This window comes from Opitutia bacterium (assembly GCA_016217545.1).
In the GTDB taxonomy this organism is placed as follows: domain Bacteria; phylum Verrucomicrobiota; class Verrucomicrobiia; order Opitutales; family Opitutaceae; genus Didemnitutus.
Window position 1 is genome coordinate 485,693 of record JACRHT010000017.1, and the last position, 26,582, is coordinate 512,274.

At 64.4% G+C, this 26,582-nt stretch carries 23 protein-coding genes and 1 tRNA gene; 3 read left to right on the top strand and 21 right to left on the bottom strand.

What is annotated here, in order from left to right:
- Nucleotides 1–84 precede the first annotated feature (84 nt).
- The 3 genes from groL to dnaK form a co-directional block, all read right to left on the bottom strand.
- Nucleotides 85–1,716, bottom strand: a complete 1,632-nt coding sequence (gene groL, locus HZA32_17980; protein MBI5425971.1) for a chaperonin GroEL — start codon at nucleotides 1,714–1,716, stop codon at nucleotides 85–87.
- A gap of 51 nt (nucleotides 1,717–1,767) precedes the next feature.
- The gene (gene groES, locus HZA32_17985; protein ID MBI5425972.1) at nucleotides 1,768–2,064 is read right to left on the bottom strand and encodes a co-chaperone GroES; all 297 of its coding nucleotides are present in this window, start codon (nucleotides 2,062–2,064) and stop codon (nucleotides 1,768–1,770) included.
- A 92-nt stretch (nucleotides 2,065–2,156) separates the two neighbouring features.
- On the bottom strand, nucleotides 2,157–4,103 hold the full coding sequence (gene dnaK, locus HZA32_17990) for a molecular chaperone DnaK (protein ID MBI5425973.1): 1,947 nt from the start codon (nucleotides 4,101–4,103) through the stop codon (nucleotides 2,157–2,159).
- A gap of 209 nt (nucleotides 4,104–4,312) precedes the next feature.
- Between dnaK and HZA32_17995 the strand changes: the two genes are divergently transcribed.
- Nucleotides 4,313–4,993: an LON peptidase substrate-binding domain-containing protein gene (locus tag HZA32_17995; GenBank protein ID MBI5425974.1), complete on the top strand. Its 681-nt coding sequence runs from the start codon at nucleotides 4,313–4,315 to the stop codon at nucleotides 4,991–4,993.
- 36 nt (nucleotides 4,994–5,029) lie between these two features.
- Here the strand turns inward: HZA32_17995 and HZA32_18000 are convergent, their stop codons facing one another.
- From HZA32_18000 to rpmI, 6 genes are all read right to left on the bottom strand, one after another.
- Nucleotides 5,030–5,374 carry a (2Fe-2S) ferredoxin domain-containing protein gene (locus HZA32_18000; GenBank protein MBI5425975.1) on the bottom strand — a complete coding sequence of 115 codons (345 nt, stop codon included), beginning with the start codon at nucleotides 5,372–5,374 and terminating at the stop codon, nucleotides 5,030–5,032.
- A 7-nt stretch (nucleotides 5,375–5,381) separates the two neighbouring features.
- Nucleotides 5,382–6,113, bottom strand: coding sequence for a superoxide dismutase (locus HZA32_18005; protein ID MBI5425976.1), 732 nt, complete (start codon nucleotides 6,111–6,113; stop codon nucleotides 5,382–5,384).
- Nucleotides 6,114–6,215: 102 nt separating this feature from the next.
- Nucleotides 6,216–8,678, bottom strand: coding sequence for a phenylalanine--tRNA ligase subunit beta (locus tag HZA32_18010; GenBank protein MBI5425977.1), 2,463 nt, complete (start codon nucleotides 8,676–8,678; stop codon nucleotides 6,216–6,218).
- Nucleotides 8,679–8,755: 77 nt separating this feature from the next.
- Entirely contained in the window at nucleotides 8,756–9,799 is a 1,044-nt protein-coding gene (gene pheS / locus HZA32_18015; GenBank protein MBI5425978.1) for a phenylalanine--tRNA ligase subunit alpha, read from the bottom strand.
- A gap of 228 nt (nucleotides 9,800–10,027) precedes the next feature.
- Entirely contained in the window at nucleotides 10,028–10,402 is a 375-nt protein-coding gene (gene rplT / locus HZA32_18020; protein ID MBI5425979.1) for a 50S ribosomal protein L20, read from the bottom strand.
- An 86-nt stretch (nucleotides 10,403–10,488) separates the two neighbouring features.
- Nucleotides 10,489–10,683: a 50S ribosomal protein L35 gene (rpmI, locus tag HZA32_18025; protein MBI5425980.1), complete on the bottom strand. Its 195-nt coding sequence runs from the start codon at nucleotides 10,681–10,683 to the stop codon at nucleotides 10,489–10,491.
- A gap of 242 nt (nucleotides 10,684–10,925) precedes the next feature.
- On the opposite strand from rpmI, the gene nifJ reads away from it, so the two are divergent.
- Nucleotides 10,926–14,525: a pyruvate:ferredoxin (flavodoxin) oxidoreductase gene (gene nifJ / locus HZA32_18030; protein MBI5425981.1), complete on the top strand. Its 3,600-nt coding sequence runs from the start codon at nucleotides 10,926–10,928 to the stop codon at nucleotides 14,523–14,525.
- A 20-nt stretch (nucleotides 14,526–14,545) separates the two neighbouring features.
- Complete coding sequence (locus HZA32_18035) at nucleotides 14,546–15,538, top strand: dihydroorotate dehydrogenase-like protein (GenBank protein MBI5425982.1); 993 nt, start codon at nucleotides 14,546–14,548, stop codon at nucleotides 15,536–15,538.
- 151 nt (nucleotides 15,539–15,689) lie between these two features.
- On the opposite strand, the gene HZA32_18040 is transcribed toward HZA32_18035, so the two are convergent.
- The 12 genes from HZA32_18040 to HZA32_18095 all read right to left on the bottom strand — a co-directional run bounded on the left by HZA32_18040 (nucleotide 15,690) and on the right by HZA32_18095 (nucleotide 26,488).
- Entirely contained in the window at nucleotides 15,690–17,129 is a 1,440-nt protein-coding gene (locus HZA32_18040; protein ID MBI5425983.1) for an amidohydrolase, read from the bottom strand.
- Nucleotides 17,130–17,201: 72 nt separating this feature from the next.
- Complete coding sequence (locus HZA32_18045; GenBank protein ID MBI5425984.1) at nucleotides 17,202–20,264, bottom strand: TonB-dependent receptor; 3,063 nt, start codon at nucleotides 20,262–20,264, stop codon at nucleotides 17,202–17,204.
- Between the two features lie 53 nt (nucleotides 20,265–20,317).
- Complete coding sequence (locus HZA32_18050; protein ID MBI5425985.1) at nucleotides 20,318–21,160, bottom strand: TonB-dependent receptor plug domain-containing protein; 843 nt, start codon at nucleotides 21,158–21,160, stop codon at nucleotides 20,318–20,320.
- Nucleotides 21,161–21,255: 95 nt separating this feature from the next.
- A complete protein-coding gene (locus tag HZA32_18055) occupies nucleotides 21,256–21,525 on the bottom strand; it encodes a hypothetical protein (protein MBI5425986.1) in 270 nt (89 codons plus the stop codon).
- Nucleotides 21,526–21,568: 43 nt separating this feature from the next.
- Nucleotides 21,569–21,645: transfer RNA gene (locus tag HZA32_18060), tRNA-Pro, on the bottom strand.
- A 137-nt stretch (nucleotides 21,646–21,782) separates the two neighbouring features.
- Nucleotides 21,783–22,316 (bottom strand): hypothetical protein, encoded by a 534-nt coding sequence (locus HZA32_18065; GenBank protein ID MBI5425987.1) that lies wholly within the window; start codon nucleotides 22,314–22,316, stop codon nucleotides 21,783–21,785.
- Nucleotides 22,317–22,339: 23 nt separating this feature from the next.
- On the bottom strand, nucleotides 22,340–22,873 hold the full coding sequence (locus HZA32_18070; GenBank protein ID MBI5425988.1) for a hypothetical protein: 534 nt from the start codon (nucleotides 22,871–22,873) through the stop codon (nucleotides 22,340–22,342).
- Between the two features lie 15 nt (nucleotides 22,874–22,888).
- Nucleotides 22,889–24,235 (bottom strand): hypothetical protein, encoded by a 1,347-nt coding sequence (locus HZA32_18075; GenBank protein ID MBI5425989.1) that lies wholly within the window; start codon nucleotides 24,233–24,235, stop codon nucleotides 22,889–22,891.
- A gap of 3 nt (nucleotides 24,236–24,238) precedes the next feature.
- Complete coding sequence (locus HZA32_18080; GenBank protein MBI5425990.1) at nucleotides 24,239–24,895, bottom strand: energy transducer TonB; 657 nt, start codon at nucleotides 24,893–24,895, stop codon at nucleotides 24,239–24,241.
- A 3-nt stretch (nucleotides 24,896–24,898) separates the two neighbouring features.
- Complete coding sequence (locus HZA32_18085) at nucleotides 24,899–25,324, bottom strand: biopolymer transporter ExbD (protein MBI5425991.1); 426 nt, start codon at nucleotides 25,322–25,324, stop codon at nucleotides 24,899–24,901.
- A gap of 47 nt (nucleotides 25,325–25,371) precedes the next feature.
- Nucleotides 25,372–25,788: a biopolymer transporter ExbD gene (locus tag HZA32_18090; GenBank protein MBI5425992.1), complete on the bottom strand. Its 417-nt coding sequence runs from the start codon at nucleotides 25,786–25,788 to the stop codon at nucleotides 25,372–25,374.
- A gap of 40 nt (nucleotides 25,789–25,828) precedes the next feature.
- The gene (locus tag HZA32_18095; GenBank protein ID MBI5425993.1) at nucleotides 25,829–26,488 is read right to left on the bottom strand and encodes a MotA/TolQ/ExbB proton channel family protein; all 660 of its coding nucleotides are present in this window, start codon (nucleotides 26,486–26,488) and stop codon (nucleotides 25,829–25,831) included.
- Nucleotides 26,489–26,582 lie beyond the last annotated feature (94 nt).

Sequence of the window (26,582 nt, forward strand, 5' to 3'; positions counted from 1 at the left end):
CTCCGCAGAGCGCGCCTTGAAGTAGGAGGAGTTGAGTGTCGGAGGACTTTGCCTCGCCGTCGCTCCGCGAGGAGCGCAGGTGGGTTAGTAGTCCATGCCGCCCATGCCACCGCCGCCAGGAGCGGCCGGGGCCTTCTCCTTCTCGGGGATCTCGGTGATCATGCACTCGGTAGTAAGGAGCAGACCGGAGATCGACGCGGCGTTTTGCAGCGCGGTGCGGGTGACCTTGGTCGGGTCGACGACGCCGGCCTTGACGAGGTCTTCGAACTCGCCGGTGGCGACGTTGTAACCGAAGTTGCCCTTGCCCGCGAGGACCTCCTTGACGACGACGCCGCTGTCGACGCCGGCGTTGGTGCAGAGCATGCGGATCGGGTGCTCGATGGCGCGACGCACGATCTGGGCGCCGAAGGCTTCGTCGCCTTCGAGCTTCAGGTTCTCGATGACCTTCGCGGTGCGGAGGAGAGCGACGCCGCCGCCGGCGACGATGCCTTCCTCAACCGCGGCGCGCGTGGCGTGGAGGGCGTCTTCGACGCGGGCCTTCTTCTCCTTCATCTCGGCTTCGGTCGCGGCGCCGACATTGATGACGGCAACGCCACCGGCGAGCTTCGCGAGGCGCTCTTGGAGCTTCTCACGATCGTAGTCGGAGGTGGTTTCTTCGATCTGGCGGCGGATTTGCTTCACGCGGCCTTGGATCTCGGAGCCCTTGCCCGCGCCTTCGACGATGGTGGTGTTCTCCTTGTCGACCACGATGCGCTTGGCCTTGCCAAGGTCGGCGAGGCTGAGGTTCTCGAGCTTGAGGCCGAGGTCGTCGGTGATGCACTTGCCGCCGGTGAGGACGGCGATGTCTTCGAGCATGGCCTTGCGGCGGTCGCCGAAGCCAGGGGCCTTGACGGCGCACACGTTGATGGTGCCGCGAATCTTGTTCACGACGAGGGCGGCGAGGGCTTCGCCTTCGACTTCCTCAGCGATGACGAGAAGCGGCTTGCCGGTCTTGGCAACCGACTGGAGCAGCGGGAGGAACTCCTGGAGATTGGAGATCTTCTTCTCGTGGATGAGCACGTAGGCGTCCTCGAGCACGGCTTCCTGGGCCTCCATGTTGGTGGCGAAATAGGGCGAGAGGTAGCCCTTGTCGAACTGCATGCCTTCGACGACGTCGAGGGTGGTCTCGATGGACTTGGCCTCTTCGACGGTGATGGTGCCGTCCTTGCCGACCTTGTCCATGGCGTCGGCGATGATGTTGCCGATGGTGTCGTCCCAGTTGGCGGAGACGGTGGCGACCTGGCGGATCTCTTCGCGGTCGTTGACCTTCTTGGAGATCTTGGCGAGCTCGGCGACGGCGGCCTCGACGGCCTTGTCGATGCCGCGCTTTAGGTAAACCGGGTTGGCGCCGGCGGTGACGTTCTTGAGGCCTTCGCGGTAGATGCCTTCGGCGAGGACGGTGGCGGTGGTGGTGCCGTCGCCAGCGGCGTCGGAGGTCTTGGAGGCGACTTCCTTCACCATCTGCGCGCCCATGTTCTCGTAGGGATCGGGAAGCTCGACTTCCTTCGCGACGGTGACGCCGTCCTTGGTGACGGTCGGGGAACCGAATTTCTTGTCGATGACGACATTGCGGCCCTTGGGCCCGAGGGTGACTTTAACGGCCTTCGAGAGGAGCTCGACACCGCGGAGAACCTTCTGACGAGCTGCCTCGTCGAACAGGAGTTGTTTGGCTGCCATTTGATTAAACTAGTTGAGAGTTGAGGGTTGAGAGTTGAGGGCGGTTTCGGCTCAGCCGATGACGCCGAGGATGTCGTCCTCGCGGACCAGCGTGTATTTCTGGTCTTCGATCTTCACCTCGGTGCCGCCATATTTGGAGATGAGCACGCGGTCGCCAACCTTCACTTCGAAGGGAGTGACCTTGCCGTTCTCGTCCTTCTTGCCGGTGCCGAGGGCGATGACCTTGGCCTCCTGCGGCTTTTCCTTGGCGGAATCCGGGATGATGATGCCACCGCGGACCTGCTCTTTTTCCTCGATGTGCTGCACAAGCACGCGATCACCGATGGGTTTGATGTTCACTTTAGCCATGTTGGTTTAGTGGTTTTTGGTTGGAGGTTGGTTTGGGGAAAATGAGGCGAACCCGGACGCAAGCGCGGCACGGGTTCGCTGGTGGTGTCAGGTTACTTCTTGTCTTCGTCGACGATCTCGACATCGGCGTCGACGACCTTGCCGTCGGCTTTCTTGGCCTTCTTCGGCTCGGAAGCGGAAGCGCCCGTGGCAGACTCGGCGCCCGCGTTCGGCTGCGCACCGGCGGCAGCGCCGGCGGCCTGGGCCTGCTGGTAGAGTTCGGCGCCGATCTTCTGGAGGTTTTCCAGCGCGGACTTCATGCGCGCGACATCAGCGGACTCGAGGTCCTTCTTGGCGTCGGCGATGGCGGTCTCGAACTTGCCCTTAATCTCCGCGGGGATCTTATCACCCGCGTCCTTCAGGGTTTTCTCGAGTTGGTAGATGGTCGTGTCGAGTTGGTTCTTGGTCTCGACGGCCTCCTTGCGCTTGGCGTCTTCGGCGGCGTTGGCTTCGGCTTCGCGGGTCATCTTCTCGACCTCTTCCTTCGAAAGACCGGAGGAGCCTTGGATGGTGATCTTCTGGTCCTTGCCGGTGCCGAGGTCCTTGGCGGTGACGTGGAGGATGCCGTTGGCGTCGATGTCGAAGGTGACTTCGATCTGCGGCGTGCCACGCGGAGCGGGCGGGATGCCGTCGAGCTTGAAGGTGCCGAGGGTCTTGTTGTCGCGGGCCATCGGGCGCTCGCCTTGGAGGACGACGATTTCGACGCCGGGCTGGTTGTCCGAGTAAGTGGAGAACACCTGCGCCTTCTTCGTCGGGATCGTGGTGTTGCGCGGGATCATCGGCGTGGAAACGTCGCCCGCGGTCATGATGCCGAGCGTGAGCGGCGTGACGTCGAGGAGGAGCACGTCGCGGACTTCGCCCTTGAGCACGCCGCCTTGGATGGCCGCGCCGACCGCGACGACTTCGTCGGGGTTGACGCCTTGGTGCGGCTGCTTGCCGGCGAGTTGCTTCGCGATGTCGACGACCTTCGGCATGCGGGTCATGCCGCCGACGAGCACGAGTTCGTCGATCTTGTCGGTGGAGACGCCGGCGTCCTTGATGCAGTTCTTAAACGGCTGGAGGCAGCGATCGAAAAGCGATTCGCAGATGCGCTCCATCTGGGCGCGCGTGATCTGGAGATTGAGGTGCTTAGGGCCCGAGGCGTCGGCGGTGATGAACGGCAGGTTGATGTCGTAGGTCGTGGCGGACGAGAGGGCGATCTTCGCCTTCTCGGCTTCTTCCTTGAGGCGCTGGAGCGCCATGGCGTCCTTGCGGAGGTCGATGCCGTTTTCCTTCTTAAAGCTCTCGACGAGCCACGTGATGATCGCGTCGTCCCAGTTGTCGCCGCCGAGGTGCGTGTCGCCGTTGGTGGCCTTCACCTCGAAAACGCCGTCGCCGATCTCGAGGATCGACACGTCGAACGTGCCGCCGCCGAGGTCGAACACCGCGATCTTCTCGTCCTTCTTTTTGTCGAGGCCGTAGGCGAGCGAGGCCGCGGTCGGCTCGTTGATGATGCGGAGCACTTCGAGGCCGGCGATCTTGCCGGCGTCCTTGGTGGCTTGGCGCTGCGCGTCGTTGAAGTAGGCGGGAACCGTGATGACGGCCTGCGTGACCTTCTCGCCGAGATAGGCCTCGGCGTCGGCCTTCAGCTTGCCGAGCACGAACGCAGCGATCTGTTGCGGCGCGAAGGTCTCGGTCTTGTCGCCGGCCTGCACCTCGATGTAAGCGTCGCCGTTTTTGCCGGCGACGACCTTGTAGGGGAGGTTCTTCGCTTCCTCGGAGACTTCCGTGAATTTGCGGCCGATGAGGCGCTTCGCGGAGAAGATCGTGTTCCTCGGGTTCGTCACCGCTTGACGCTTGGCGGCTTGGCCGACGATGCGCTCGCCGGTCTTGGTGAAAGCGACGATCGAAGGCGTGGTGCGGGCACCCTCGGCGTTCGGGATAACCACCGGCTCGCCACCCTCCATGACGGCCATGCACGAGTTCGTTGTGCCCAAATCGATGCCTAGAATTCTGCTCATGATGCGCCCCTCTTTGCAAAGGGCGTGCCCAACGCACCACCAACTCACCAGATATTGAACAACAATATCTTACGATACATTCGATCGCACACTTCCAGATGATTCCCCGCCTCCTTGAGCCACTGTGACACACAGTGCGCCGCAGTGCTTTGTCACAGTGTGCCAAAGGTCGCGTTTGTTTTCCGCGTCTGACGGCCTAAGTTGCCCGCATGGAGACGATTGAAATGCCCGACGCCGTGCCGGTGATGACGCTGCCGAACACGGTCTTTTTTCCGCAGTCGCTCCTGCCTCTCCACATTTTCGAATCGCGCTACCGCGCCATGCTCCGCGACGTGCTCGCGACCAACCGCCTTTTCGCCGTCGCGCATCTGGACGCCGCGCGATCCGACGAACCCGACGCCATCGAACCACCTCATCGCATCGCTTCCGTCGGCATCGTCCGCGCGTGCCAGGAAGCCGACGACGGCACGTCCAACCTGCTCTTGCAAGGCGTCTGCCGGGTCGAGATCCGCGAGATCCTCCGGGAAATCCCGTATCGTATGATCGCCGTGCAACCGCTCGCGAGCGTGCGCGGCGGCAATCATACGCAACTCGAAATCATGCGGCTCGAAGTGCTGCGCTTGCTCAACCTCCGCCGCCGGCTCGGCGCGCCGGGGCCGAAAGGCATAACGCAGTTCCTCGAGGGAATTGAAGATTTCGACACGTTCGCCGATGTGGCGGTGTTCAATCTCTGCGACGATACGACCGTGAAGCAGCGCCTGCTCGAGGAACTCGACACGCGCCAGCGACTGAAACTCTTCGCCGCGCAGCTGAAACTCGATATCGAGCAGCAACGCCTGCGCCGCCAACTGCAAGGCCCCCTGCCCGACGACGGCATTGCGAACAACTAGCGCGCGTCGCGCAACGCGCGGAGGAGCTCGCTGGTCTCAAACTACTCCACCCAAAGGCTGCGTCGCCCTCACCCACTCGGCGACGGGCACGCCGCCTTGCAAATGCTCGCGGCGGATGCGGTCGAATCGCTCCGGCGTCACGTGCGAATACCACACCCCTTCCGGATACACCACGAGCCACGGGCCCTCGGCGCACACACGCAGGCAGTCGGCCTTCGTTCGCATCACGGGCAAATCGTGAGCCTTCACCTCGGCCTTGAGGTGCTGCCACGTCCGCTCGCCGTCCTCGAGCGCGCAACACTCCGGGCCGCGACAGAGAAACAAGTGACGGCGCGCGGACGACAGCCCGGTTTTTTCGAAGCTTTTCGCGACGGTGTCCACGCGGCGATCAGCTGTGAACCGCAGCCGCGTAGTTAGCTTCGGCCTGCGCCCAGTTCACGACGTTCCAATACGCTTTCACGTAGTCGCCGCGAAGATTCTGGTAATGGAGATAGTATGCGTGCTCCCAAACATCGAGGCCGAGCACGGGCGTGAGGCCTTCGCTGAGCGGCGAATCCTGGTTCGCCGTCGAATGCACGACGAGCTTGCCGCCCTTCACACTGAGCCACGCCCAGCCGCTGCCAAAGCGCTTCATGGCGGCGTCGGTGAACTGCTTCTTGAATTCGTCGAGCGAGCCGAGATCGCGCGCGATGGCCGCGGCGAGCTTCTCGCCAAGCGCGGACGAGCCGGCAGGCGCGAGTTGATTCCAGAAAAACGCATGATTCACGTGACCGCCGGCGTTGTTGCGGACGCCGGTGCGGATCGCTTCGGGCACGCTGGCGAGATCGCGCACGAGCGCTTCGGGGCCTTTCGCGAGGAGTTCAGGATGCGACTCGAGGAGCTTCTTCGCATTCGTGATGTAGGCCTGGTGGTGCTTCGTGTGGTGAATCTCCATCGTGCGCGCGTCAATGTGCGGCTCGAGCGCAGCATAAGCGTAAGGCAGCTTGGGTAATTCCCAGCCGAGCGCGGCGTCGCTCGCGACCGGGGCGGTTTCGCCGGCAATCGCGCGCACGCTCATCGCGCCTAGGCCGGCGAGCGCCACGCCGGCGCCGAGGGTTTTGAGTGCATCGCGACGCGTCATTCCCGGGGTAGTCGTGGATTTCATGCGCCGAAACATGGGCACAAAAAAGCCGGGCGCAAGCGCCCGGCGGTGGAGCGCGTTGGGGTCAACGCGCTCCACCTTTCACGCGCGCACGGTCATCGTGCCGTCGGCGGTGATCTTCTTTTGGATCTCCGCGAAGGCCGCATTGACCTCGTCGTCCGTGAGCGTGCGCTCGGCGGAACGGAACGAAAGCGAGAACGCGACGCTCTTCTTCCCTTCGGGCAATCCGGCGCCTTGGTAGACGTCGAACACGCTCACGCTCTCGACCGCGAATTTCGTCGCGGCCGCACGCGCGACCGTCAGGAGCTGCTGGCGCACCTCCTCGGCGTGGCGCGCGCCGTCGACCACGAGCGCGATGTCGCGCAGCGCAGCGGGGAACAGACTGAAGTTCTGGAAGCGACGGTGGCCGCTCTCCGCCGTGAGTCTCTCCGGCAAGATCGCGAACATGCCCGCCCACACCTTGCCTTCGACGCCGGCGGCGCGGACCATGGCGAGGTTGAGCAGGCCGAAGCGCGCGGCCCAGCCGCCCTTCATCTCGCCGGCAGCGGCCGCGTGGCCTTCCTGCCAGCCCCAGAACGCGCCGGTGACCGGCACGAGCGGTTGCGAGTTCAGGTTCAGCCCAGCCTGCGCGAGCAGCGCTTCCATGTAGCGTTTCACTTGGAAGAAATCCGGCTCAGGGCGCGCGAGCCACGCGCGGTCCTTCGGGTTGTGCGCGATGACGAAGCCGACGCCGACGCACTCGTGCACGGTGCCGTTCATCTCGACGAACACACGGCCGGTTTCGCAGAGGCGCGAGACGGCGTTGCCGCGGGATTGGTTGAGCTTGAGCGATTCGAGCAGGCCGAGCACGAGCGTCGGGCGGAGGCTCGACTGGTCCTCGACGAACGGATTCGAGAGCGCGAGTTCCTGCGCGGCGGCGTCGGAGACCCAAGTCTTGAGCTCCTTCGCGGAGCGCAGCGTGTAGTTCACGCACTCGTGGAAATGCTGGCCGACGAGGTAGTCGGTGACCTTGCCGTTGAAGACGGCGACCGGGTCGTCCTCCGCTTCCGGCAGCGCGGGGCCGACGGCGGGCGCGGGCGGAACCTTCTCGGTGCCGTAGATGCGCAGCACTTCCTCGACGAGATCGATCGGGCGATCGAGATCACCGCGGTAGCTGGGAACATCGACGGTCCACTCGGGCGTGCCGTCCGCGAACTGGCTCTCGCCGACGATGGCGAGATTGAGCGCGGTGAGCGCGGTGCGAATCTCCGCATCGGGAATGTCGAAGCCGAGGCGCGCACGGATGTAGGCCGGCGTGACTTTGATCTCGCGCGACCACGGTTGCTCGCCGCCGATCTTGAACGACGGACCGACGACGGTGCCGCCGGCGGTTTCGAGGAGCAAATCGACGGCGCGGCCGGCCGCCTCGAGCGTGCTGTGCGGATCGACGCCGCGCTCGAAGCGATACGAAGAATCGGACGCGAGGCCGAGTCGCTTGGAAGTCCAGCGGATCGACTGCGGGCGGAAGTAAGCGGCTTCGAGCACGACGTCGGTCGTGGTCGCGTCGACTTCGGCGTTGGCACCGCCCATGATGCCGGCGACGACCATCGGATTCTTCTCGTCGGCGATGACGAGCATGCGGCTGTTCAGCGCGCGCTCCTTGCCGTCGAGCGTGGTGAGTTTCTCGCCGTCGACTGCGCGGCGGATGACGATCTTGCGACCGGCGATCTTCTTGGCGTCGAACACGTGCAACGGCTGGCCGAGTTCGAGCATCACGTAGTTGCCGACGTCGACGAGGTTGTTGATCGGGCGCAGGCCGACGGCCTTCAGGCGCTCCTGCATCCACGCGGGGCTCGGGCCGACCTTCACGCCGGCGATGGCGATGCCGACGTAGAGCGGGCAATCTTCGGGCGCCTCGACGCGGATGTCGCTGAGGATGTCGCCGCGGAAGCCGTGCGTCTCGTTGCGGAATTTGACCTGCGGGAAGCAGAGATCTTTGCGAAACCAAGCGGCGATCTCGCGCGCGATGCCGATGTGGCTGAGGGCGTCGGGGCGGTTCGGCGTGATCTCGATGTCGAACACGGTGTCGCCCGGAGGCAGCACGGCGTTGATCGGCGTGCCGATCGGCGTGGCCGGATCGAGGAGGAGCAAGCCGGCGTGGTCGTCGCCGAGGCCGAGTTCGTCGGCGGCGCACATCATGCCTTGCGACTCGTGGCCGTAGGTCTTGCGCAGCGCGATGGCGAAGCCGCCGGGCAGCACGGCGCCCGGGAGCGCAACCGGGACACGGTTGCCCGCGTCGCAATTCGGCGCGCCGCACACGATCTGGCGGATGCCGCCGTTTTCGGCGCCGACATCGACGGTGCAGAGTGAGATTTCCTTTTTGAGGTTGGGAATCTTCTCGCGCGTCTTGATCTCGCCGACAACGACGTGCTGCAGCGGCTGCAAGCCGGCCGTGGCCACGCCTTCGACTTCGAAGCCGACGAAGGTGATCGCGCGCTTGAGCTCGTCGACGGTGACGCCGTCGAGGTTCACGTATTGTTTGAGCCAGTTGAGGGAAATTTTCATCGTCGTGATTCACCACGAAGCTCACGAAGAGCACGAAGTATCGCCTTCGTGTGCTTCGTGTCCTTCGTGGTTAATTCTCAGGCAAATTGTTTCAGGAAGCGGACGTCGTTCTGGTAGAAGTAACGGATGTCATCGATGCCGTAGACCAGCATCGCGAGGCGCTCGAGGCCCATGCCGAAAGCGTAGCCGCTCCAGACGTTGGGGTCGTAGCCGACCGCTTCGAACACGGCGGGATCAACCATGCCGCAGCCGCCGATCTCGATCCATTCCTTGTTCACCTTCGGGAGGTGCTTGGCGGAGAGGTCGACCTCGAAGGACGGCTCGGTGTAGCTGAAGTAGTGCGGACGGAAGCGCGTCGTCGTGCCTTTGCCGAGCAGCGAGGCGAAGATGTAGTCGAGCATCGCCTTCAGGTCGCGGACGGTGACGTTCTTGTCGACGTAGAGGCCCTCGAGCTGGTGGAAATTGGCGCTGTGCGTGGCGTCGGTGGTGTCGCGGCGGTAGACGCGGCCGGGCGAGATCACGCGGATGGGCGGCTGGCCCTTGAGCATGGTGCGGATTTGCACCGACGAGGTGTGCGTGCGGAGGAGGTATTTCTCGCCGTCGACTTTGCGCGAGACGTTGCCGAAGCGCGCGGCCTCGGGGAAATAGAAGGTGTCCTGCGCATCGCGGGCCGGGTGATCGGGCGCGGTGTTGAGCGCATCGAAGCAGTAATACTCCGTCTCGACCTCGGGGCCTTCGACGACCGTGAAGCCGGCCTTGCGCATGATGCGGCACATCTCTTCGCGCACCTGCGTGAGCGGGTGGTAAGTGCCGGGGCCGGCGTCGGGCGACGGGAGCGTCGGATCGACGGCGGGCCCGAGTTGCGCGGCGATCTCGGCGTCGGCGATGCGCGCGAGCGTGGCGTCGAGCTGGGCTTGCAGCTGGCCTTTGGCCTCGTTGATGAGCTTGCCCATGACGGGGCGCTGCTCCTTCGGCACGGTGCCGAGCTGCTTCATCAAGGCGGTGAACTCGCCGTTGGGGCCGACGTAGCGGGCCTTCGCGGCCTCGAATTCGGCGCGCGACTTCAGCGCCGCGAGTTCCGCGGGCGCCTTGGCGAGGAGGGCGTTCAGGGTGTCTTGCATCGGGAAAATCGTTCTCGTTCTTCGTTCTCTTTCTCGTTCTCGAATCCTCGGAGAACGAGGAACGAGTAGGAGAATGAGAACGATTGGAGCCGGGAAATAAAAAAGACGGGCGCTTTGGGCAGCCCGTCCTTCAGGGAAGTGGTTTGTGAAACCGAAGGCGAGCCTCTAGCCGGCTCGCGTTGGTGGTGGGGCGGCTCGTCGGGGACGACTCGCCCTACCCTTGCTTGCTCAGGCCTTGGCGGCCTTTGCCTTCAACGCGTCCTGGGCTTTAACGACCAGGCTCTTAAAGGCGACGGCGTCGGCGATCGCGATCTCGGAGAGCTGGCGGCGATCGAGGAGGATGCCGGCGGCCTTGAGACCTTCGATGAAGCGGCTGTAGCTGATGCCGGCTTCGCGGCACGCCGCGTTGAGACGCACGATCCAAAGGCCGCGCATGTTGGCCTTCTTCTTCTTGCGGTCAGCGTAGGCGTATTGCCAAGCGTGCTGGACCGCTTCCTTGGCGTAGCGGAACAGCTTCGATTTGTTGCCGAAATAGCCCTTGGCGTATTTCAGCACTTTCTTGCGGCGCTTGCGCGACGCGGGGGAGTTGGTGACACGAGCCATGTTTAGTTTTGGTTTTGGTCGCCGGCGGGTCGGTTCGTTAGACGTTCACCCGCCTGGCGAAGTTGTGGTTTTCGTTGCGGCTTAGTTTAGAGGCCGAACGGGAGGCAGCGCTTGAGCGGCTCCGCATGGCCGGCGGCCACAAGCTTGTCGCGGGAAGCACGGCGTTTGGACTTCGTGCTCTTCGCGGCCAGCAGGTGACGGAAGCCGGGCGTGCGGCGGATCAGCTTGCCCTTGGCGGACAGCTTGAAGCGCTTGGCGACGGACTTTTTGGTCTTTTGCATGACGAGAGCGGACGAAAACAGAGAGCCGCGCCCGCGTTGGCAAGGGGAAATTGGTCAAACAAGCGCCCGAACTTCCGGGCCAGCCCGGTTCGGCGGGTCCGCTGGCCGGCAGCGTTTTACGCAGCGAAAATACGCTGCGCGCGCACCCGCGAAGACAGTGCGCACGAATGCGCAAGGGACGCGGAGAGAGCGCGCACCGGAGCGGATACAACTGAGGCGCGGCCGAGCCGCAGCTTTCCACCATGATCTCACGCCCTGTTCCGCAAACCGCGACCTTGGACGCCAACGAGGCCGTCGCCACCGTCGCCTATCGCCTCAGCGAACTTTTCGCCATCTATCCGATCACGCCGTCGTCGCCGATGGGCGAATGGGTCGATGAATGGTCGGCCCAAGGCCGCAAGAACCTCTGGAACCACGTGCCCGAGGTCATCGAAATGCAGTCCGAGGGCGGCGCCGCCGGCGCGCTCCACGGCGCTTTGAACGCAGGCGCGCTGGCGAGCTCGTTCACCGCTTCGCAGGGCCTGCTGCTGATGATCCCGAATCTCTACAAGATCGCGGGCGAGCTGCATCCTTTCGTGCTGCACGTCACCGCGCGCTCGCTCGCGACGCACGCGCTGTCGATCTTCTGCGACCACGGCGACGTCATGGCGTGCCGCCAGACCGGCTGCGCGATGCTCTGCGCCAACTCGGTGCAGGAAGCGCTCGACTTCTCCGCCATCGCCCACGCCGCGACGCTCCGCACGCGCGTGCCGTTCATCCACTATTTCGACGGCTTCCGCACCTCGCACGAAGTGCAGAAGATCAACCTGCTCTCCGACGACGACCTGCGCGCGCTGCTCCCGCAAGGCGCGATCGAGTCGTTCCGCAAGAAGGCGCTCACGCCCGACAATCCGTCGATCCGCGGCACCGCGCAGAATCCCGACGTGTTCTTCCAGGCGCGCGAAGCCGCCAACGGCTTCTACGACGCCGTCCCGGGCGTCGTGCAGGAACTGTTCGATTCGTTCGCCGTCCGCACGGGCCGCGCCTACAAGCTGTTCGACTACGAGGGCGCACCGGACGCCGACCGCGTCGTCGTCGTCATGGGCTCCGGCGCCGAGACCGTCTCCGAGACTTCCGCGTGGCTGAACGCCAAGGGCGAGAAGACCGGCGTGCTCAAGATTCGCCTCTATCGTCCGCTCGACGCCAAGGCGCTGCTCGCCGCGCTGCCGAAGACCGTCCGCAAGATCGCCGTCCTCGACCGCACCAAGGAACCCGGCGCGCTCGGCGAGCCGATCTTCCTCGATATCGCCACGGCGCTCTACGAGAGCGATCGCGTCGGCCAGGTTGAGCTCACCGGCGGCCGCTACGGCCTCGGCTCGAAGGAATTCACGCCCGCGATGGCCAAGGCCGTGTTCGACGACCTCACCAATGCCGCGCCGAAGAAGCGTTTCACCGTCGGCATCAACGACGACGTCACGAAGCTCTCCCTCCCCTACGACGAGAAGTTCGACCTCGAAACCGACGACACGCGCCGCGCGATGTTCTTCGGCCTCGGCGCGGACGGCACCGTCGGCGCGAACAAGAACTCGATCAAGATCATCGGCGAAGGCACCGACCTCTTCGCCCAAGGCTTCTTCGTCTACGACTCCAAGAAGTCCGGCGCGATGACCATCTCGCACCTGCGCTTCGGCCCGAAGCCGATCCGCGCGCCGTATCTCATCGCCAACGCCGACTTCGTCGCGGTGCACCACTTCCCCTTCGTCGAGCGCATGGAAGTCCTCGCGCAGGCCCGCCCGGGCGCGACGCTGCTCCTCAACGTCGCCACGCCGCCGGAAAAAGTCTGGGACCGCCTCCCGAGCGAAGTGCAGGCCCGCATCATTGAGCTGAAACTGAAAGTCTACTCGATCGACGCCTACACTGTCGCCCGCGCCGCCGGCATGGGCGGCCAGATCAACACGATCATGCAGACGTGCTTCTTCGCGCTGTCGGGTGTTCTCCCCCGCGACGAGGCGATCGCCGCCATCAAATACGCGATCAAGAAAACCTACGGCAAGAAGGGCGACGCCGTCGTGGCGAAGAACAACGCCGCCGTCGACGCCGCGCTCGCGGCCATGCACGAGATCACCGTTCCGACCGCCGTCACCGCGCGCTTCTCGCGCCCGCCGGTCGTCGCGAAGTCCGCGCCGGAGTTCGTCCAACGCGTCACTTCGATGATGCTCGCCAACCGCGGCGACGAGCTGCCCGTCAGCGCGTTCCCGGTCGACGGCACCTGGCCGACCGCCACCACGAAGTGGGAAAAGCGCAACATCGCGCTCGAAATCCCGCTCTGGGATCCGTCGCTCTGCATCCAGTGCAACAAGTGCGTGATGGTTTGCCCGCACGCCGCGATCCGCTGCGCCGCCTTCCCCGAGCCGATCAACGCGAAGGCGCCCGACTCGTTCAAGAGCACCAAGCTCAAGAGCACCGCGGCCCCCGGCCACCTCTACACGATCCAAGTCGCGCCCGAGGACTGCACCGGTTGCACGCTCTGCCACAAGGTCTGCCCCGCGAAGGACAAGACCGACCTCAAGCGCAAGGCGCTCATGATGGCCCCGATCGAGCCGCTGCTGGCCAAGGAGCGCGAAAACTTCGACTTCTTCCTCAAGCTCCCGCCGGCCCCGGCCGCGCTGCTCGAGGACACCGTCAAGGGCACGCAATTCCGCGAGCCGCTCATCGAGTTCTCCGGCGCCTGCACCGGCTGCGGCGAGACGCCCTACCTGAAGCTGCTCACGCAGCTCTACGGAGATCGCCTGCTCGTCGCCAACGCCACCGGCTGCTCCTCGATCTACGGCGGTAACCTGCCGACCACGCCCTACACGACCAATCGTGACGGTCGCGGCCCGGCCTGGTCCAACTCGCTCTTCGAGGACAACGCCGAATACGGCCTCGGCATCCGCGCAGGCGTCGACCAACTCGCCGTCCAGTCGCAGCAGCTCCTCAAGGAACTCGCGCCGCAACTGCCCGCCGACATCGTCGCCGGCATCACCGGCGCCGACCAGCTCACCGACGCCGGCATCGCCACCGCGCGCGGCCACGTCGCCGCGCTGAAGAAGCTCCTTCCCGCTCTGGCCTCCGACGAGCGCGCCAAGCGCCTGCTCGAACTCGCGGACTACCTCGTGAAGAAGTCCGTGTGGATCATCGGCGGCGACGGCTGGGCCTACGACATCGGCTTCGGCGGCCTCGACCACGTCCTCGCGAGCGGTCGCAAGGTCAACATCCTCGTCCTCGACACCGAGGTCTACTCCAACACCGGCGGTCAGAAGTCGAAGTCCACGCCGCTCGGCGCGGTCGCGAAATTCTCCGCTGCCGGCAAGGACACCGACAAGAAGGACCTCGCGCAAATGGCCGCACATTACGGCCACGTCTACGTCGCCCGCGTCGCCCTCGGGGCCAAGGACAGCCAGACGGTGCAGGCCTTCATCGAGGCCGAAAAGCACCCCGGCCCGTCGCTCATCATCGCCTACTCGCACTGCATCGCGCACGGCTACGGCCTCTCCGCCGGCCTCGACCAACAGAAACTCGCGGTCGATACCGGTTACTGGCCGCTGTTCCGTCACGATCCGGAGCGCGCCGCGAAGAACCTCCCGGTCGACATCATGGACTCCGCCGCGCCGAAGCAGCCGCTCAGCGCCTACACGAAGGGCGAGCTGCGTTACCAGGTGCTCTTCAAGGCCAATCCGGAGCGCGCCGCCGCCCTCGCCGAACAGGCCCAGAAGGCCGTCGATAAGCGCGTCGCCAGCTACCAGCAAATGGCCGCCAACGCCGCCGCCCCGAAGCCCGCCGCTCCGGCCGCGCCCGCGACTGAGGTCAAACCGAACAACTGAGCAACGCCGCCCCACCCCAAATGAACCTCACGACCAAGTATCTCGGCCTCGAGCTCAAGAGCCCTCTGATGCCCGGCGCATCGCCCCTCGCGATGCGTCTGGACAACATCCGCAAGCTCGAGGATGCCGGCGCGTCCGCGATCGTGATGCACTCGCTGTTCGCCGAACAGATCGAGGGCAACGCCGTCGCCGTCTCGCGCCACATCGAGCGCTGGCAGGACAACTTCGCCGAAGCGACGTCGTTCTTCCCGCAAGGGCAGGACTACCTGCTCGGGCCGGACGAATACCTCGACCGCCTCACCGCCATCAAGGCTGCCACCAACCTGCCCGTCATCGCGTCGCTCAACGGCACGCATCTCGGTTCCTGGACGGACTACGCGCGGCTGATGGAGAAGGCCGGTGCCGACGCGATCGAACTCAACACCTACTTCTTCGCCACTCGGCGCGACGAATCCTCCGCCGAAATCGAAGACCGGGTGCTCGAGATCGCCCGCACCGTTCGCGCCAACGTGCAGGTTCCGATCGCGATGAAGCTCTCGCCGTTCTTCACCTCGCCCGTCCACCTCGTGGCCGAGCTCGAGGCGGTCGGCGTGAACGGCGTCGTATTGTTCAACCGGATCTTCCAGCCCGAGATCGACATCGAGACCTTCGACGTCGTGCCGCGACTCGGCCTCTCCTCGCCCGAGGATCTGCGCCTGCGTCTCCGCGCGCTCGCGCTGCTCCGCGATCAGGTGAAGCTGAGCCTCGCGTGCTCCGGCGGCGTGCACAGCGCCGCCGAGGTCGTGAAGGCGCTCCTCGCGGGCGCTGATGCGGTCCAAGTCGTCGCCGCGCTCCTGCGCGACGGACCGGACACGCTCGGCAACATCCTCACGGAACTGAAGCTCTGGATGGACAAGTTCGAATACACCTCCGTCTCCGAAATGCGCGGCGCGCTCAGCCTGCGCAATTGCCCGGACCCCGAGGCCTACGAACGCGGCAACTACCTTCGTTCGCTCCAGCTCTGGCGGGAGTGAACCTGGGGCCATAGCCCAGACTGCAAACACAACCCGCGCGGTGCAGCGCGGGTTGTTTCTTTTCCGGCGCCGCGCCGGAAGGCGGCACGAAAAACCCGCGCCGTGCGGGCGCGGGTTGCGAGGGGCGCGGCTGCGGAAACCGCGCCACGCGTCACTCGCGGTAGTTCAGCGGAGGCGCGCGGTCGCCGAGGAGCGGCGAATATTTGAAATCGGGCCCGCGGCGCTGCTGGAACTCCGCCTTGGCCTTCGCGATCAGCTCGGGCGTCGTGTAGAGATCGACGGCGGTGAGCGCGATGGTCTTGGCGGCGACCATCATGCCCTTGAGGCCGATCGTCATGCCGCCGGCGGCGACGGCCTGCCAGCTGTGCGCCGGCGTGCCGGGGACCCACGTGGCGGCGTTGAGGCCGACGGTGGGCGCGGCCCAGCTCACGTCGCCCACGTCGGTCGAGCCGCCGCCGGAGCTGGCGGATTTCGGATCGAAGGGCAGCACCTGCGCGGCGGTTTCGACGGCGACCGGTTTGCCGTAGAGCGTGCGCGAGATCTTGGCGGCGAAATCCTTCTCGGCTTCGGTGTAGGCGACGCCGCCGACGGTGAGGAGATTGGCGTGCATGGCGCGGGCGAGCGCCTCGTTGGGGAGCAGCTCGTAAACGCCACCGATGACCTCCCAGTCGACCGTGGTGCCGGTGCCGAGCGCGGCGCCCTTGGCGGCGTTCTCGACGCGCGACCAGACGTCCTCGACGATTTCGCGGCTGGGACTGCGGACGTAGTAGTAGACCTCGGCGAACGCGGGCACTACGTTGGGCGCCTCGCCGCCGCGCGTGATCACGTAGTGGATGCGCGTGGAATCCGGCACGTGCTCGCGGAGCATGTTCACCATGTGGTCCATTGCCTCGACGCCATCGAGGGCCGAGCGGCCGCGCTCGGGCGCGGCGGCGGCGTGCGAGGCGACGCCGTGGAAACGAAACTTGCCGGACTTGTTGGCGAGCGAACTGGAGAGGCGCACGGCGTTGCGATCGCCGGCGTGCCAGTGGAGGACGATATCGACGTCCTTGAAGAGCCCGGCGCGGACGAAGTAGACCTTGCCCGAGCCGCCTTCCTCCGCCGGGGTGCCGTAGAAACGGACGGTGCCCGGGGTGCCAGTGGCCTTGAGCCAGTCCTTCACGGCGATGGCGGCGGCAACGGACGCGGTGCCGAAGAGATGGTGACCGCAGGCATGGCCGGCGCCGACGCCGGGACGCTCCTTGCGCTCGGGCACAGCGTCTTGGGAGACACCGGGCAACGCGTCGAACTCACCGAGGATGGCGACCACCGGGCCGCCGTTGCCGAAGCTGGCGGCGAACGCCGTGGGGATGCCGGCGACACCGGCCTCGACGGCGAAGCCCTCTTTCTTCAACTGCTCCTGCAGGGCGGCGGAGCTCTTCACCTCCTGGTAGCCGACCTCGGCGAAGCTCCAGATCTTGAGCGCGAGTTCGTCGTAGGTGGCGTGGCGGGCGTCGATCGCGGCGGCAACCTCGGCCTTGGTGGTTTGGGCGGATAGGGGCAGCGCGAGCAGCGCAGCCGCGGCGAACGAAACAATGCGGGCGGATTTCATGGTGTGACCTTGGGGAACCGAAAGAAACGCGCCCCACTCCGGGCGGGAGCGGGGCGCGAGGGAGAAGACGGCTTAGAAGCGCTTGGACACGTCGAAGGTCCAGGTGCGGCCGGGGAAGAGGTGGGCGTAGACCGACGACGAGAAGCCGAAGGCGCCCGAGGTCAGCGGCGGCTTCACGTCCGTGAAGTTGACGACGCCGAGACGGAGGCCGACATCGGACAGCCATTTCCGATTCGTCTTCGGGATGCGGTAGCTGACGAAGGTATTGAAGGAAGTGGAATCCTCCACGACGTAGCGGTAGAGGTAGGAACCGCTGTCGAATTGCTTCGAGAGGTAGCCCGGCGCGCCGAGGTTGGTGTAGTTGGTCGCCGTGGTGGTCGCGCCGCTGTCGGCGTATTTGCCGATGTAGTAGCCGCTGACGCCCGCGCGCCACTGGCCGCGAGACCACGTGAGGTTGGCATTCCCGCGAAGGCGGGTGGTGCCGTCGACGTTGAGGCGTTCGATGTAGAGCGGAGCGGCGTTGGCGCCGACGTTGCGCTGCTGGTAACTCTCGATCAGATAGGTCCACTCGCTGGAGAGCGCGAAGCGCCCGTAGTCCGTCCACGGAATCTGGTAGGTGAAACCGAAGTCGACGCCCGAGGCGGTGCCCTTGGCGAGATTCTGGTAGGCGGCGGTGCGCGAGAGAATCTTGCCGACGACGGCGCGCTGCTGGGCGGCGGGCTTGCCGGCGTTAAAGGCGGCAAACGCGGCGATATCGGTCGCGGTGACGGCGAAGCGTGCGATGCCGGGGTCGCCCTTGTAGTTGGCCGTGCCCGAGCCGAGGTCGATCTGGTCGATCGTCTTGCCGGCGGCGAGCTGGGACTGGACGTAGGCGTTGAGCAGGGCGTCGTCGCTGTTGAGGATCTGCGACGCGGAGAACGAGCCGATGACGTTCGCCTGGTCGATCTTCCAGTAGTCGACGGTAAAGGACAGGCCCTTCACGTAGGGCGCTTCGAAGACGAGACCGACACTCTTGCCCTTCGAGGTCACGGGCAGGAGGTTCGGGTTGCCGGTGGAGTAGTTGCGCTGGACGTAGCTGCCCTCGGCGGTGACCGGGTTGCGGTAGGGGTCAGGCTGTCCCGGCGGACTGTCGACGGTGAACTGATTCGGCGCGTAGAGCGTGGGGAGGTTCGGCGCAGTGAAGCCCTCGTTGTAGGAGGCGCGGACCATGACGGTGCGAAACGGTTTCCAGTTCAGGCCGAACTTGGGCTTAGTGGTGTTGCCGAAGTCCGAGTAGTGCTCGAAGCGCGCTGAGCTCGTCAGCTCGAGCGAGTAGAGCAGCGGGAGTTTCTTCTTGGGTGAGACGACCGGCAGCACGACCTCGGCGTAGGCGCTGGAGACGGTGCGGTCGCCGCCTGAGTCGGGCTTGGGTGAGGCCTGGACGAAGTCGTTGTCGTTGACGTCGAGGCCGGAGTCGGCGGGGTTCACGCCGGCGTAGGGCGGACGATGGTCCTTGAACTCCTCCTTGCGGAATTCACCGCCGACGGCGAGCGAGGCGGTGTTGTCCCAATACGAGAACATCGGACCGGCCGCGCGAAAATCTCCGCTGGCAATCGACGAGAAGCCATTGCGCCACCACTTGCGGATGAAGGTGTCCATGACGGACTGCGGGTTGGTGTAGGCTTTGTCGGCGACGACGGCTCCGCCCTCGACCTTGAAGGTGTAGCCGAAGGGATTGTAGGCCGTGGCGTCGGTGCGACCGAGCGCGGCGCGGAAAAGCGATTCGCGCACGGCGTTGTTGGAGAGGTCGGTGACGTAGGCGCGCGTGTAGAGGCCGGCGGTCTCCCAGTTCCAGTCGGTGAACATCTGGCCGCGCAGGCCGGCGACGATGCGGTAGAGCCCGGACGATACGTCGATCCGCTCGGGGCCGGCGTCTTGGATCGTGTGCGTGAGCAGAGTGATCGCAGTCGGCGTGCCGACGATGCGCGCGGTGCCGTCGGCGTTGGGCGCGCCGGTCGGGCTGCGGAAGCGCGAGCCGAACGGGTTGTAGGGATTGTCGGCGCTCATCGTCGCGATCTGGTCGGCGCTCGGAGCGTTGAACGGCAACGGCTGGCGGAAGAGGCGCGTGTCGGCGTGGTAGAACGAGATGTCGGCGAAGGCGACAAGGCGGTCGGAGAGGTCGTATTCGAACGAGTTGAACCAATTCACGCGCTCGCTCCAGGTCTGGCCGAGGTTCTGATACGTGTTCACGTTCAGGTAGTATTCCGGCGCCGTGGTGCGCGTGGGGGCGACGGTCGTGAGCGTCGGCGTGCCGTTGACCGGGCGGAAGTAGTTCGTCGTGCCGGAGGAGGCCGCCGCGCCGAGGCGGAAGCTCGGCCAGATGCTGGTCGTCGAGCGACCGTCGAACGCGGAGCCCGCGATGTTGAATGGCGCGGGGGCGTCGAGGTAGTGGTCGGCGCGCGCCGAGTAATCGCGTTCGCTCATAAAGAGCGACTCGCGCCAGAGGTAGTCGAAGGTGCTGACGAAACGCCCCTTGCCGCCTGCGAAATCGCCGCCGTGCGAGACGGAGAGCGAGTAGGTCTGGCCGCCCCCCTCCTCCGGCACGGTGGCGCGGAAGCGCGCCTCGGTGCCGTCGAACTGCTGACGCATGACGTAGTTGATGACGCCAGCCACGGCATCGGAGCCGTAGATGGAGGAGGCGCCGTCGCGGAGAACATCGATGCGATCGACGCCCTGCGTCGGCAGCTGGTTGACGTTGACCGAGAATGAAAGCGCGCCGGCATCCGGCGAAGTCGCGGGGTGCGGCGCGACGCGGCGGCCGTTAATGAGCACGAGGGTGTTGCCCGAGCCGATGCCGCGCAGGTTGACGTTCGCGTTGTCGCCGCGGGTGTTGGCGCCGCCCGAGGTGGACTCGTTCAGCGGAACGTTGGTGATCTGCGGCAGCGCGGTGAGGAGCTGCACGGGCGTGGTGGCATCGCGCGCTTCCATCGCCGCCTTGTCGATGACGGTGACCGGGAGAACGGCCTCCTGATCGACGCGTTTGATGTTGGAGCCCGTCACCGTGAAGGTGTCGAGTTTGACGGTATCGTGGCTGGGAGCCGCCGGGACGGCTTGAGCCCAGACGGCGGGGGTGCCGAGGGCGAACAACGCGGACAAAGCTCCGCGGCGTATGCTGTGACGCATCGTTTCGGTGTTCATAGGTTGGCTAGTTACCTCCGGGCGAATTGCGCAGGGGAACGCAAAGGGGTTTCGCCCGTCGGCGTGGAAAGGCTTTGGTGCGCTTCGGCCCAATTCAAAGAAAATGAAGCAGGACGAATGCAAGGAACGTGCCACGGCGCCACCGCGTAGTCGCGAAACGACGTCCTGTCCTCGCAGCTGGCGGGGATGCGATAGAGCCACTGGCCGGCCCGGTCGATCGGGCCGGTGGAGCCGAAGGAAGTGGTAAGACTGTTGGCGTCGCCGACGCTGCTGGTATGGCCGGAGTAGGTGCTGGCGAAAACCGAGAGCGTGGTCTGCGCGTGAGCGAGCGGGCTTTTCCAGACGGTGTTGAGCAAGCCGCCGGGATTTGGCTGACCGCATGGGATGGAGGTCGAGCCCTCGATCACTTCGAGACGCTCGACGTTGACGGTCGGCGGTGAGGCAAAGCGCGACTGCGAGCCGGCGAGGCCGTCGACCTTGGTGCTCCGCAGACGGGAGCTTGCGGCGGAAAAGCCGCGCAGCGTGATGGCGTTGGTGTTCATGCCCTGCTCGTTCAAGCCGACGACGTAGCGGAAGGCATCCGCGAGGGGCGAGGAGCGCATATCGTCGGGGAAGGCACGGCTCCGCACCCGCACGCTGAACGGCAGGTCGACCTGCGCGACCGGCGTGGCGTCGTCGGTGTAGCGGCCGATCGTCGTGGTGACCTTGTGGGCCTCGAAATGGACGATGTTTTCAGAATCACCGCCGGTTGCCGAGAAATGCCCCGCCGTCTGCGCGAGTAGGAGCGGCGGGCAAAGGTGAAGACCGGCAACGAGCGAGGCACGGCGCGTGGGGTGAGCGGCCGAAAAGTTCAAGCGGGCTTGCGGTGATCGGGCGGAAAGGCCCGAAAGTGCGCCGCGAAGGTAGTCGCCGATTTTTAAGGGAAGCTGAAGCCCGTCTGAAAATAATTTCAGGTAAGGCCCGCGCGCAGGGAGTGAGCGTCACTCGAAACCGGAAGTTGCTCGCTCGAATCGACGCGGAACTCACCTTGTGAGTGCGCCACGCAACCGGGCCTATAGATGACTTTGATCGGCGGGAGCAGCGCAACGTTCAGGAGCGGGATCGCGAAACCGTCGTCCGCGGGACGGTCCTCGCGGACGTATTCGATCCTTAAGACGGCGAACGTATCCTTGCTCCAACGGCAGGTGAGCGAGGAATAGAGGTATTTGTTGCGCTCCAACGAAAAAGCCGCCTCTCGGAGGAGAAAGCGGCTTTTTTCAGAATGGTCGGGGCGGTGAGATTCGAACTCACGACCTCTACGTCCCGAACGTAGCGCTCTACCAGGCTAAGCTACGCCCCGACAGCGGAAGAGAGCGGTTAATCAGTCGCCTGCGTGAAGGCGAAGCAAGCAGAATCTTGTCGCGACACACGTCGTGCGCAGGAAAAGAAAAAAGCCGCGTCTCACGACGCGGCTGAAAGGGATTCTCTCGAGGGAGATCAGTTCTTCGGCGGAGCCGGCGGAGGCGGCATCGCCGCGAACGAGCTGGCACCGATCTTGGTCGCGACCATGTCGACCATGCGCTGGATTTCGAGCTCCGCGTTGCGGCGCGCGATCTTGGCGAGTTCGACCTGCTTCGCGAGTTCGAAGGCTTCGCGATTGGTCTTCTCTTTGAGAGAGCGAAGGTCGTTGAGCTGAAGCTCGAGGGCGTTGGCGTCCTTCTGGTTCTTGTCGGCTTCGGCGAGATACTTGTCGGCCTCGTCCTTCAGCTGACGCATCGCGTCCTCGTATTCCTTGATCTTCTTCTGCTCCTTCGCGCGATCCTCGGCGTCACGCTCGTCCTGACGCTTCTTGGCGTCAGCGGCGGCCTTCTTTTCGATATCGGCGCGGCGCGCGTCGTCGGCGGCCTTCACCTTGGCGATCTCTTCTTTTTTGACGGCTTCCTTCGCGTCCATTTCTTTCAGCGCCCCGTTATAGAAAAACAGGAACACGCCGAGCAGCACGACGGGAACGATGATGTAAAACTTGTTCATGGTGGGTGTGCGAACGAAGTGGGTTAGCTCTTCTGGGCTTTCGCGGCGGCTTCGGCGGCGGCCTTGGCGGCCTCGGCAGCGGCGAGTTTGTCGAGGAGGTCGTAGTAATACTTCACGTTGGCTTCGGCTTGCTTCACGTAGGTGCGAAGGAAGGCCTGCTCATCGGAGTTCTTCTTTTTCTCTTCCTCGAGTTTGGCGACCTCGGCCTTGACGCCTTCGACGTCCTTCTTGAGGCGCTCGAGTTGGTCGCGGGTGCGCTTACGGTCGTCGAACGCGCGCTGGCGGCGGTCTTCGGCCTCGAGACGGGCTTTCTTCTTGGCCTCGTCGACGCGCTCCTTCTCCTCGCGCTCCTTTTTGCGCTTCTCGGTCGCCTCGATGGCGGTCTTGATCGCGGCTTCGCGCGCGAGGATGTCCTTCTTGGCCTTTTCCTTTCGGTCCGCCTCGATCTTCTGCCTAACGGCGACCTGCTTCGCCTCGTATTCCTTGGTGAAGTTCCAGTAGATGCCGCCGAAGGCGAGCAATCCAAGCAGGGGGACCAGGATGTAGATCTTGTTCATGTTTCGATTAAGGGGTTAGAGAGCTTTCGCGGCTTTGGCTTCGCGTTCCTTGATGAGGTCTTGGATCGCCTGTTTCATGCGGGTGCCTTCGGCTTTGCCTTCAGGCGTCGCGATCGCGCGCTCGGCTGCGTCGAGCGCGATGTCGAATTTCTTCAGCTCGTAGGCGATGAACGCGAGGAACAGGTAGGTGGAGTGCGGCTTGTTTCCGCCACCCTTCTTCACGGAGGCCTGGAGGAACGGGAGCGCATCATCCAGCTTCTCCATCGCGTAGTAGTTCTGGGCGATGAGGTATTCGAGCTGACCGTTGGCTTTCGGGAACGCCTTGGAGGCTTCCTTGAGCGTATCGATCGCCTTGAGGTCACGATTGAGCTGCTGGTAGGAATACGCGAGGAGCTCCCAGTTCTTCTGGTCGTTATCGATCGTGCCGCTGTGGAGTCCCTTTTCGAGGAGCTCGGCGGCGCGTTCGTATTGGCCGATATTGAAGTGAATGCCGACGAGATTGAAGTTGTCCTTCGGCGCATTCATGAAGCCGTTGGCCTGAGCGCGTTCGAACGAGAGGATGGCGCGAATGTCCTGCTGCTGCCCAAGATAGAGGGCGGCGAGCTGTTGCCAGTAATTGCGGTTGTCCGGGTGTTGCTTGACGAGCAGCTCTAGCAATTCGGTGGCTTCGGCGTTGCGATTGAGGTGCTGGAGGCAGACGAGCTTGAGCAGGTAGAGGTTGTCCTTCGGGCGGGTCGACATGCGCATGGCTTTGTCGACGATATCGAGAGCCTTCTTGACGGCCTCGATGTCGGGATGCTCGGTGTCCTGCGCGGCGCGATTGAAGAGCAGGGACGCGTAGAAGAGCAGCGCGTCGGGATTCGGCTTCTTGTTCAGCTTCATCCAGCGGCCCATGTAAATGTCAGCCTTCTCGAAGTAGCCGCCGATAACCGCGGGGTTCTTGCTCGTCGTGGCTTCCTGGTAGTAGAGCTGCGCGAGGAAGTAGAGGAACTCGAGCGTCGTGCGCTCCTCGAAGTAATTCGGCGTGTGCGCCTCGGAGAGCTGGAGCGCCTGTTCGAGCGGCGGAATGGCGGCGCTGTAGTCCGTCTTTTGCAGGAGGGTTTGAGCCTTGATCTGCAGGAGCACCGCGGCGTCGAAACTGCCGGGATCCTTGAGCTTTGCCATCTGGGCATCGACGCCGGTCAGGACCGCATCGTAATTCTTGGCCTCCGCGGCGGTCTTGTAGGGTCCGCCTAGGAACTCGCTGACGGGCTCGGAAAGGTTGTAGGGCTTCTCAGCCTGGGCGAACGCGCTGCCGGTCAGCAGCGTCACGGCCAAGGCCGCGAGCGCGCGAGCGGAGAAGCGGGAAAGGAGGGAAGACATGGCTTAGGAGTCCTCGGAGAGAGTGAACGGAATATCGATTTGGCAACGCGTGTTGACCGCGCGGCCGCCCTTCTTGCCGGGCTTGAATTTCCACTTCGAGACGGCCTGCATGGCGGGTTGCTCGAACTCGCGCTGGCTGGATTTCACCACCTGGCAGGCGACGACGTCGCCGGACGAGGAGACGATGAACTCCAGCGTGACCGTGCCAGTGATGCCGGCGCGGCGCATTTCGAACGGATAATTCGGCGCGACTTGCACGCGAGCGACCGGAACTTGGTCGAGGTTGGCGACGTCGAACAGGTCCTTCATGCCGGCACCGAGCTTGGTGCCAGGCTTGACGACCGGGATCGAGATCGCGCCCTTCGCGGCGGTGAGGCCCGGAGGGGGCGGCGGCTGCAGGGGTTGAGTGAAGGCGGTCACGGACACGGAGGGAACATCCGCGAGGCTCGGCGGGGCGAGCTGGTTGGTGGGAGCCTCTTCGGAGAGTTCTTCCACCGTTTCCTCCTTCTCGGGTTCGATGACGGGCATCTCCATCTGAATGAGTTCGGTCTTCTCCTCAGCGGCTTTGGCCTTCGGTCTGGCCTTGGTGTTGAAGCCGTAGAGGAACGTCGCGTGGAGCGCGATCGAGACGACGAGGCCGATGATGAGATCTCTACGCATGGATTACTTGCCGGTGGGGCGGGTGCGGGTTTCGACCGAGAATTTTTGGATGCCGGCCTTGCGGATTTCGTCGAGCACCTGAACGGTCGCGCCGAAGCGGGCCTTCTCGTCGCCGGCGATGAGGATCTTCGGATCCTCCGTCTGCGACTTGTAGTGCGCGATACGCGCGGGCAGCTCCTGCATATCGATCAGCTCACGATTCCAGAAGATGTTGCCGGCTTCGGAGACCTGAATGGTCGTCGGCTCCTCCGACTTGGAGGTGTTCTGCGGAACACCGGCGGGCAAATCGACGGGGACGGAATTGATGCGGTTCAGCGAGAGCGTGAAGAGCACGAAGGTCGCGAGGAGAAAGAAGATGACGTCAATGAGAGGGATGATCTCAATGCGCGCCTTCTTGAGCTTCGCGACTTTGATTTTGGTGCCTTGCATGAGTGAGGATGCTTAACGGATGACGCGCGACGCGTCGTTTTCTTAGATCAACGGGCTCGAACTTCGACATACACCTTCGTGAAGCCGGCCTTGCGGGCTTCATCGAAGACGTAGATCGCCTGAGCGAAGAACGCGCGCTCGTCACCATTGATGAGGATGCGGCCTTCGGGGTCCGATGCCTTGAATTGCTGGAGTCGTTGGAGAAACTCGTCGAGGGTGACGAGGTCCTTGTTCCACGCGAGCGTGCCTTCGTCGGTCACAGAGATCGTGACGGAGCCGGCGGGGTCGCGCGGATCGCCGTAAGCCACCGGCAGCTGAACGTTCAGGCCGTTGGATTTGTTGAGGGAAAGGGTGAACAGGACGAACGTCGCGAGCAGGAAGAAGATGACGTCAATGAGAGGGATGATCTCAATGCGCGCCTTCTTGGTGCCGCCGGGGCCTGTGCCACCACCACCGCCGTGCATGACTGGGTGAGTCGAGGGTTACCGATGAGGTGACCCGCGGTTAGCGGTTCACACTCTCGGACTTGTTGATGATGATCTCGAGCGAGTTGGAGGCGTCTTCGACTTCGTGACGGGCTTCTTCCAGACGGGCGTTGAGATAGTTGTAGGGGAGCAGGCCCGTGATGGCGACCGCGAGACCGCAAGCTGTGGCGATGAGCGCCTCGGCCACACCACCGGTGATCTGGCCGGCCGCCGAAGCGATGTCGCCGCCGGAGAGGGCGCCGAAGGTGTTCATCATGCCCGTCACCGTGCCGAGAAGACCGAGCAGCGGGGCGGCGGTGATGCAGGTGTCGAGGGTCGGGAGACCTTGCGAGAAGCGCTGGAGCTCCTGGTTGGCGGCGCGGGTGAAGGCGTTGCCGAGGGAGTGCTCCTTGTGCGTCAGCGCGTAGACGAGAATGCGAGCGACGTAGTCCTGGCTCTTCTTGCCGAGCTCGACGGCGCCGTCGACATCACGGGTCTCCACCTTCTCGAGCATCTTCTCGACGACCTCGGGCTGGCGGCGGGTCGCTTCACGGATGATGAAGATGATGCGCTCGACGGCGACCGTGATGAGGAGGAACGACACGAGCAGAATGGGCCACATGATGGGGCCGCCGTGCTTGAACAGCTCCATCGGAGTCTGGTTCATCAGGAACGCCAAGGGCAGGTGTGCAGTGATCATAGTGCGATTTAGGGATTAGATTTTCCGGGATGAAGTTTGTCTGGGTGGAAATCTGGTGAGCGTCGTTACGCTACGCCCCGCGGGGTGGGGTTAG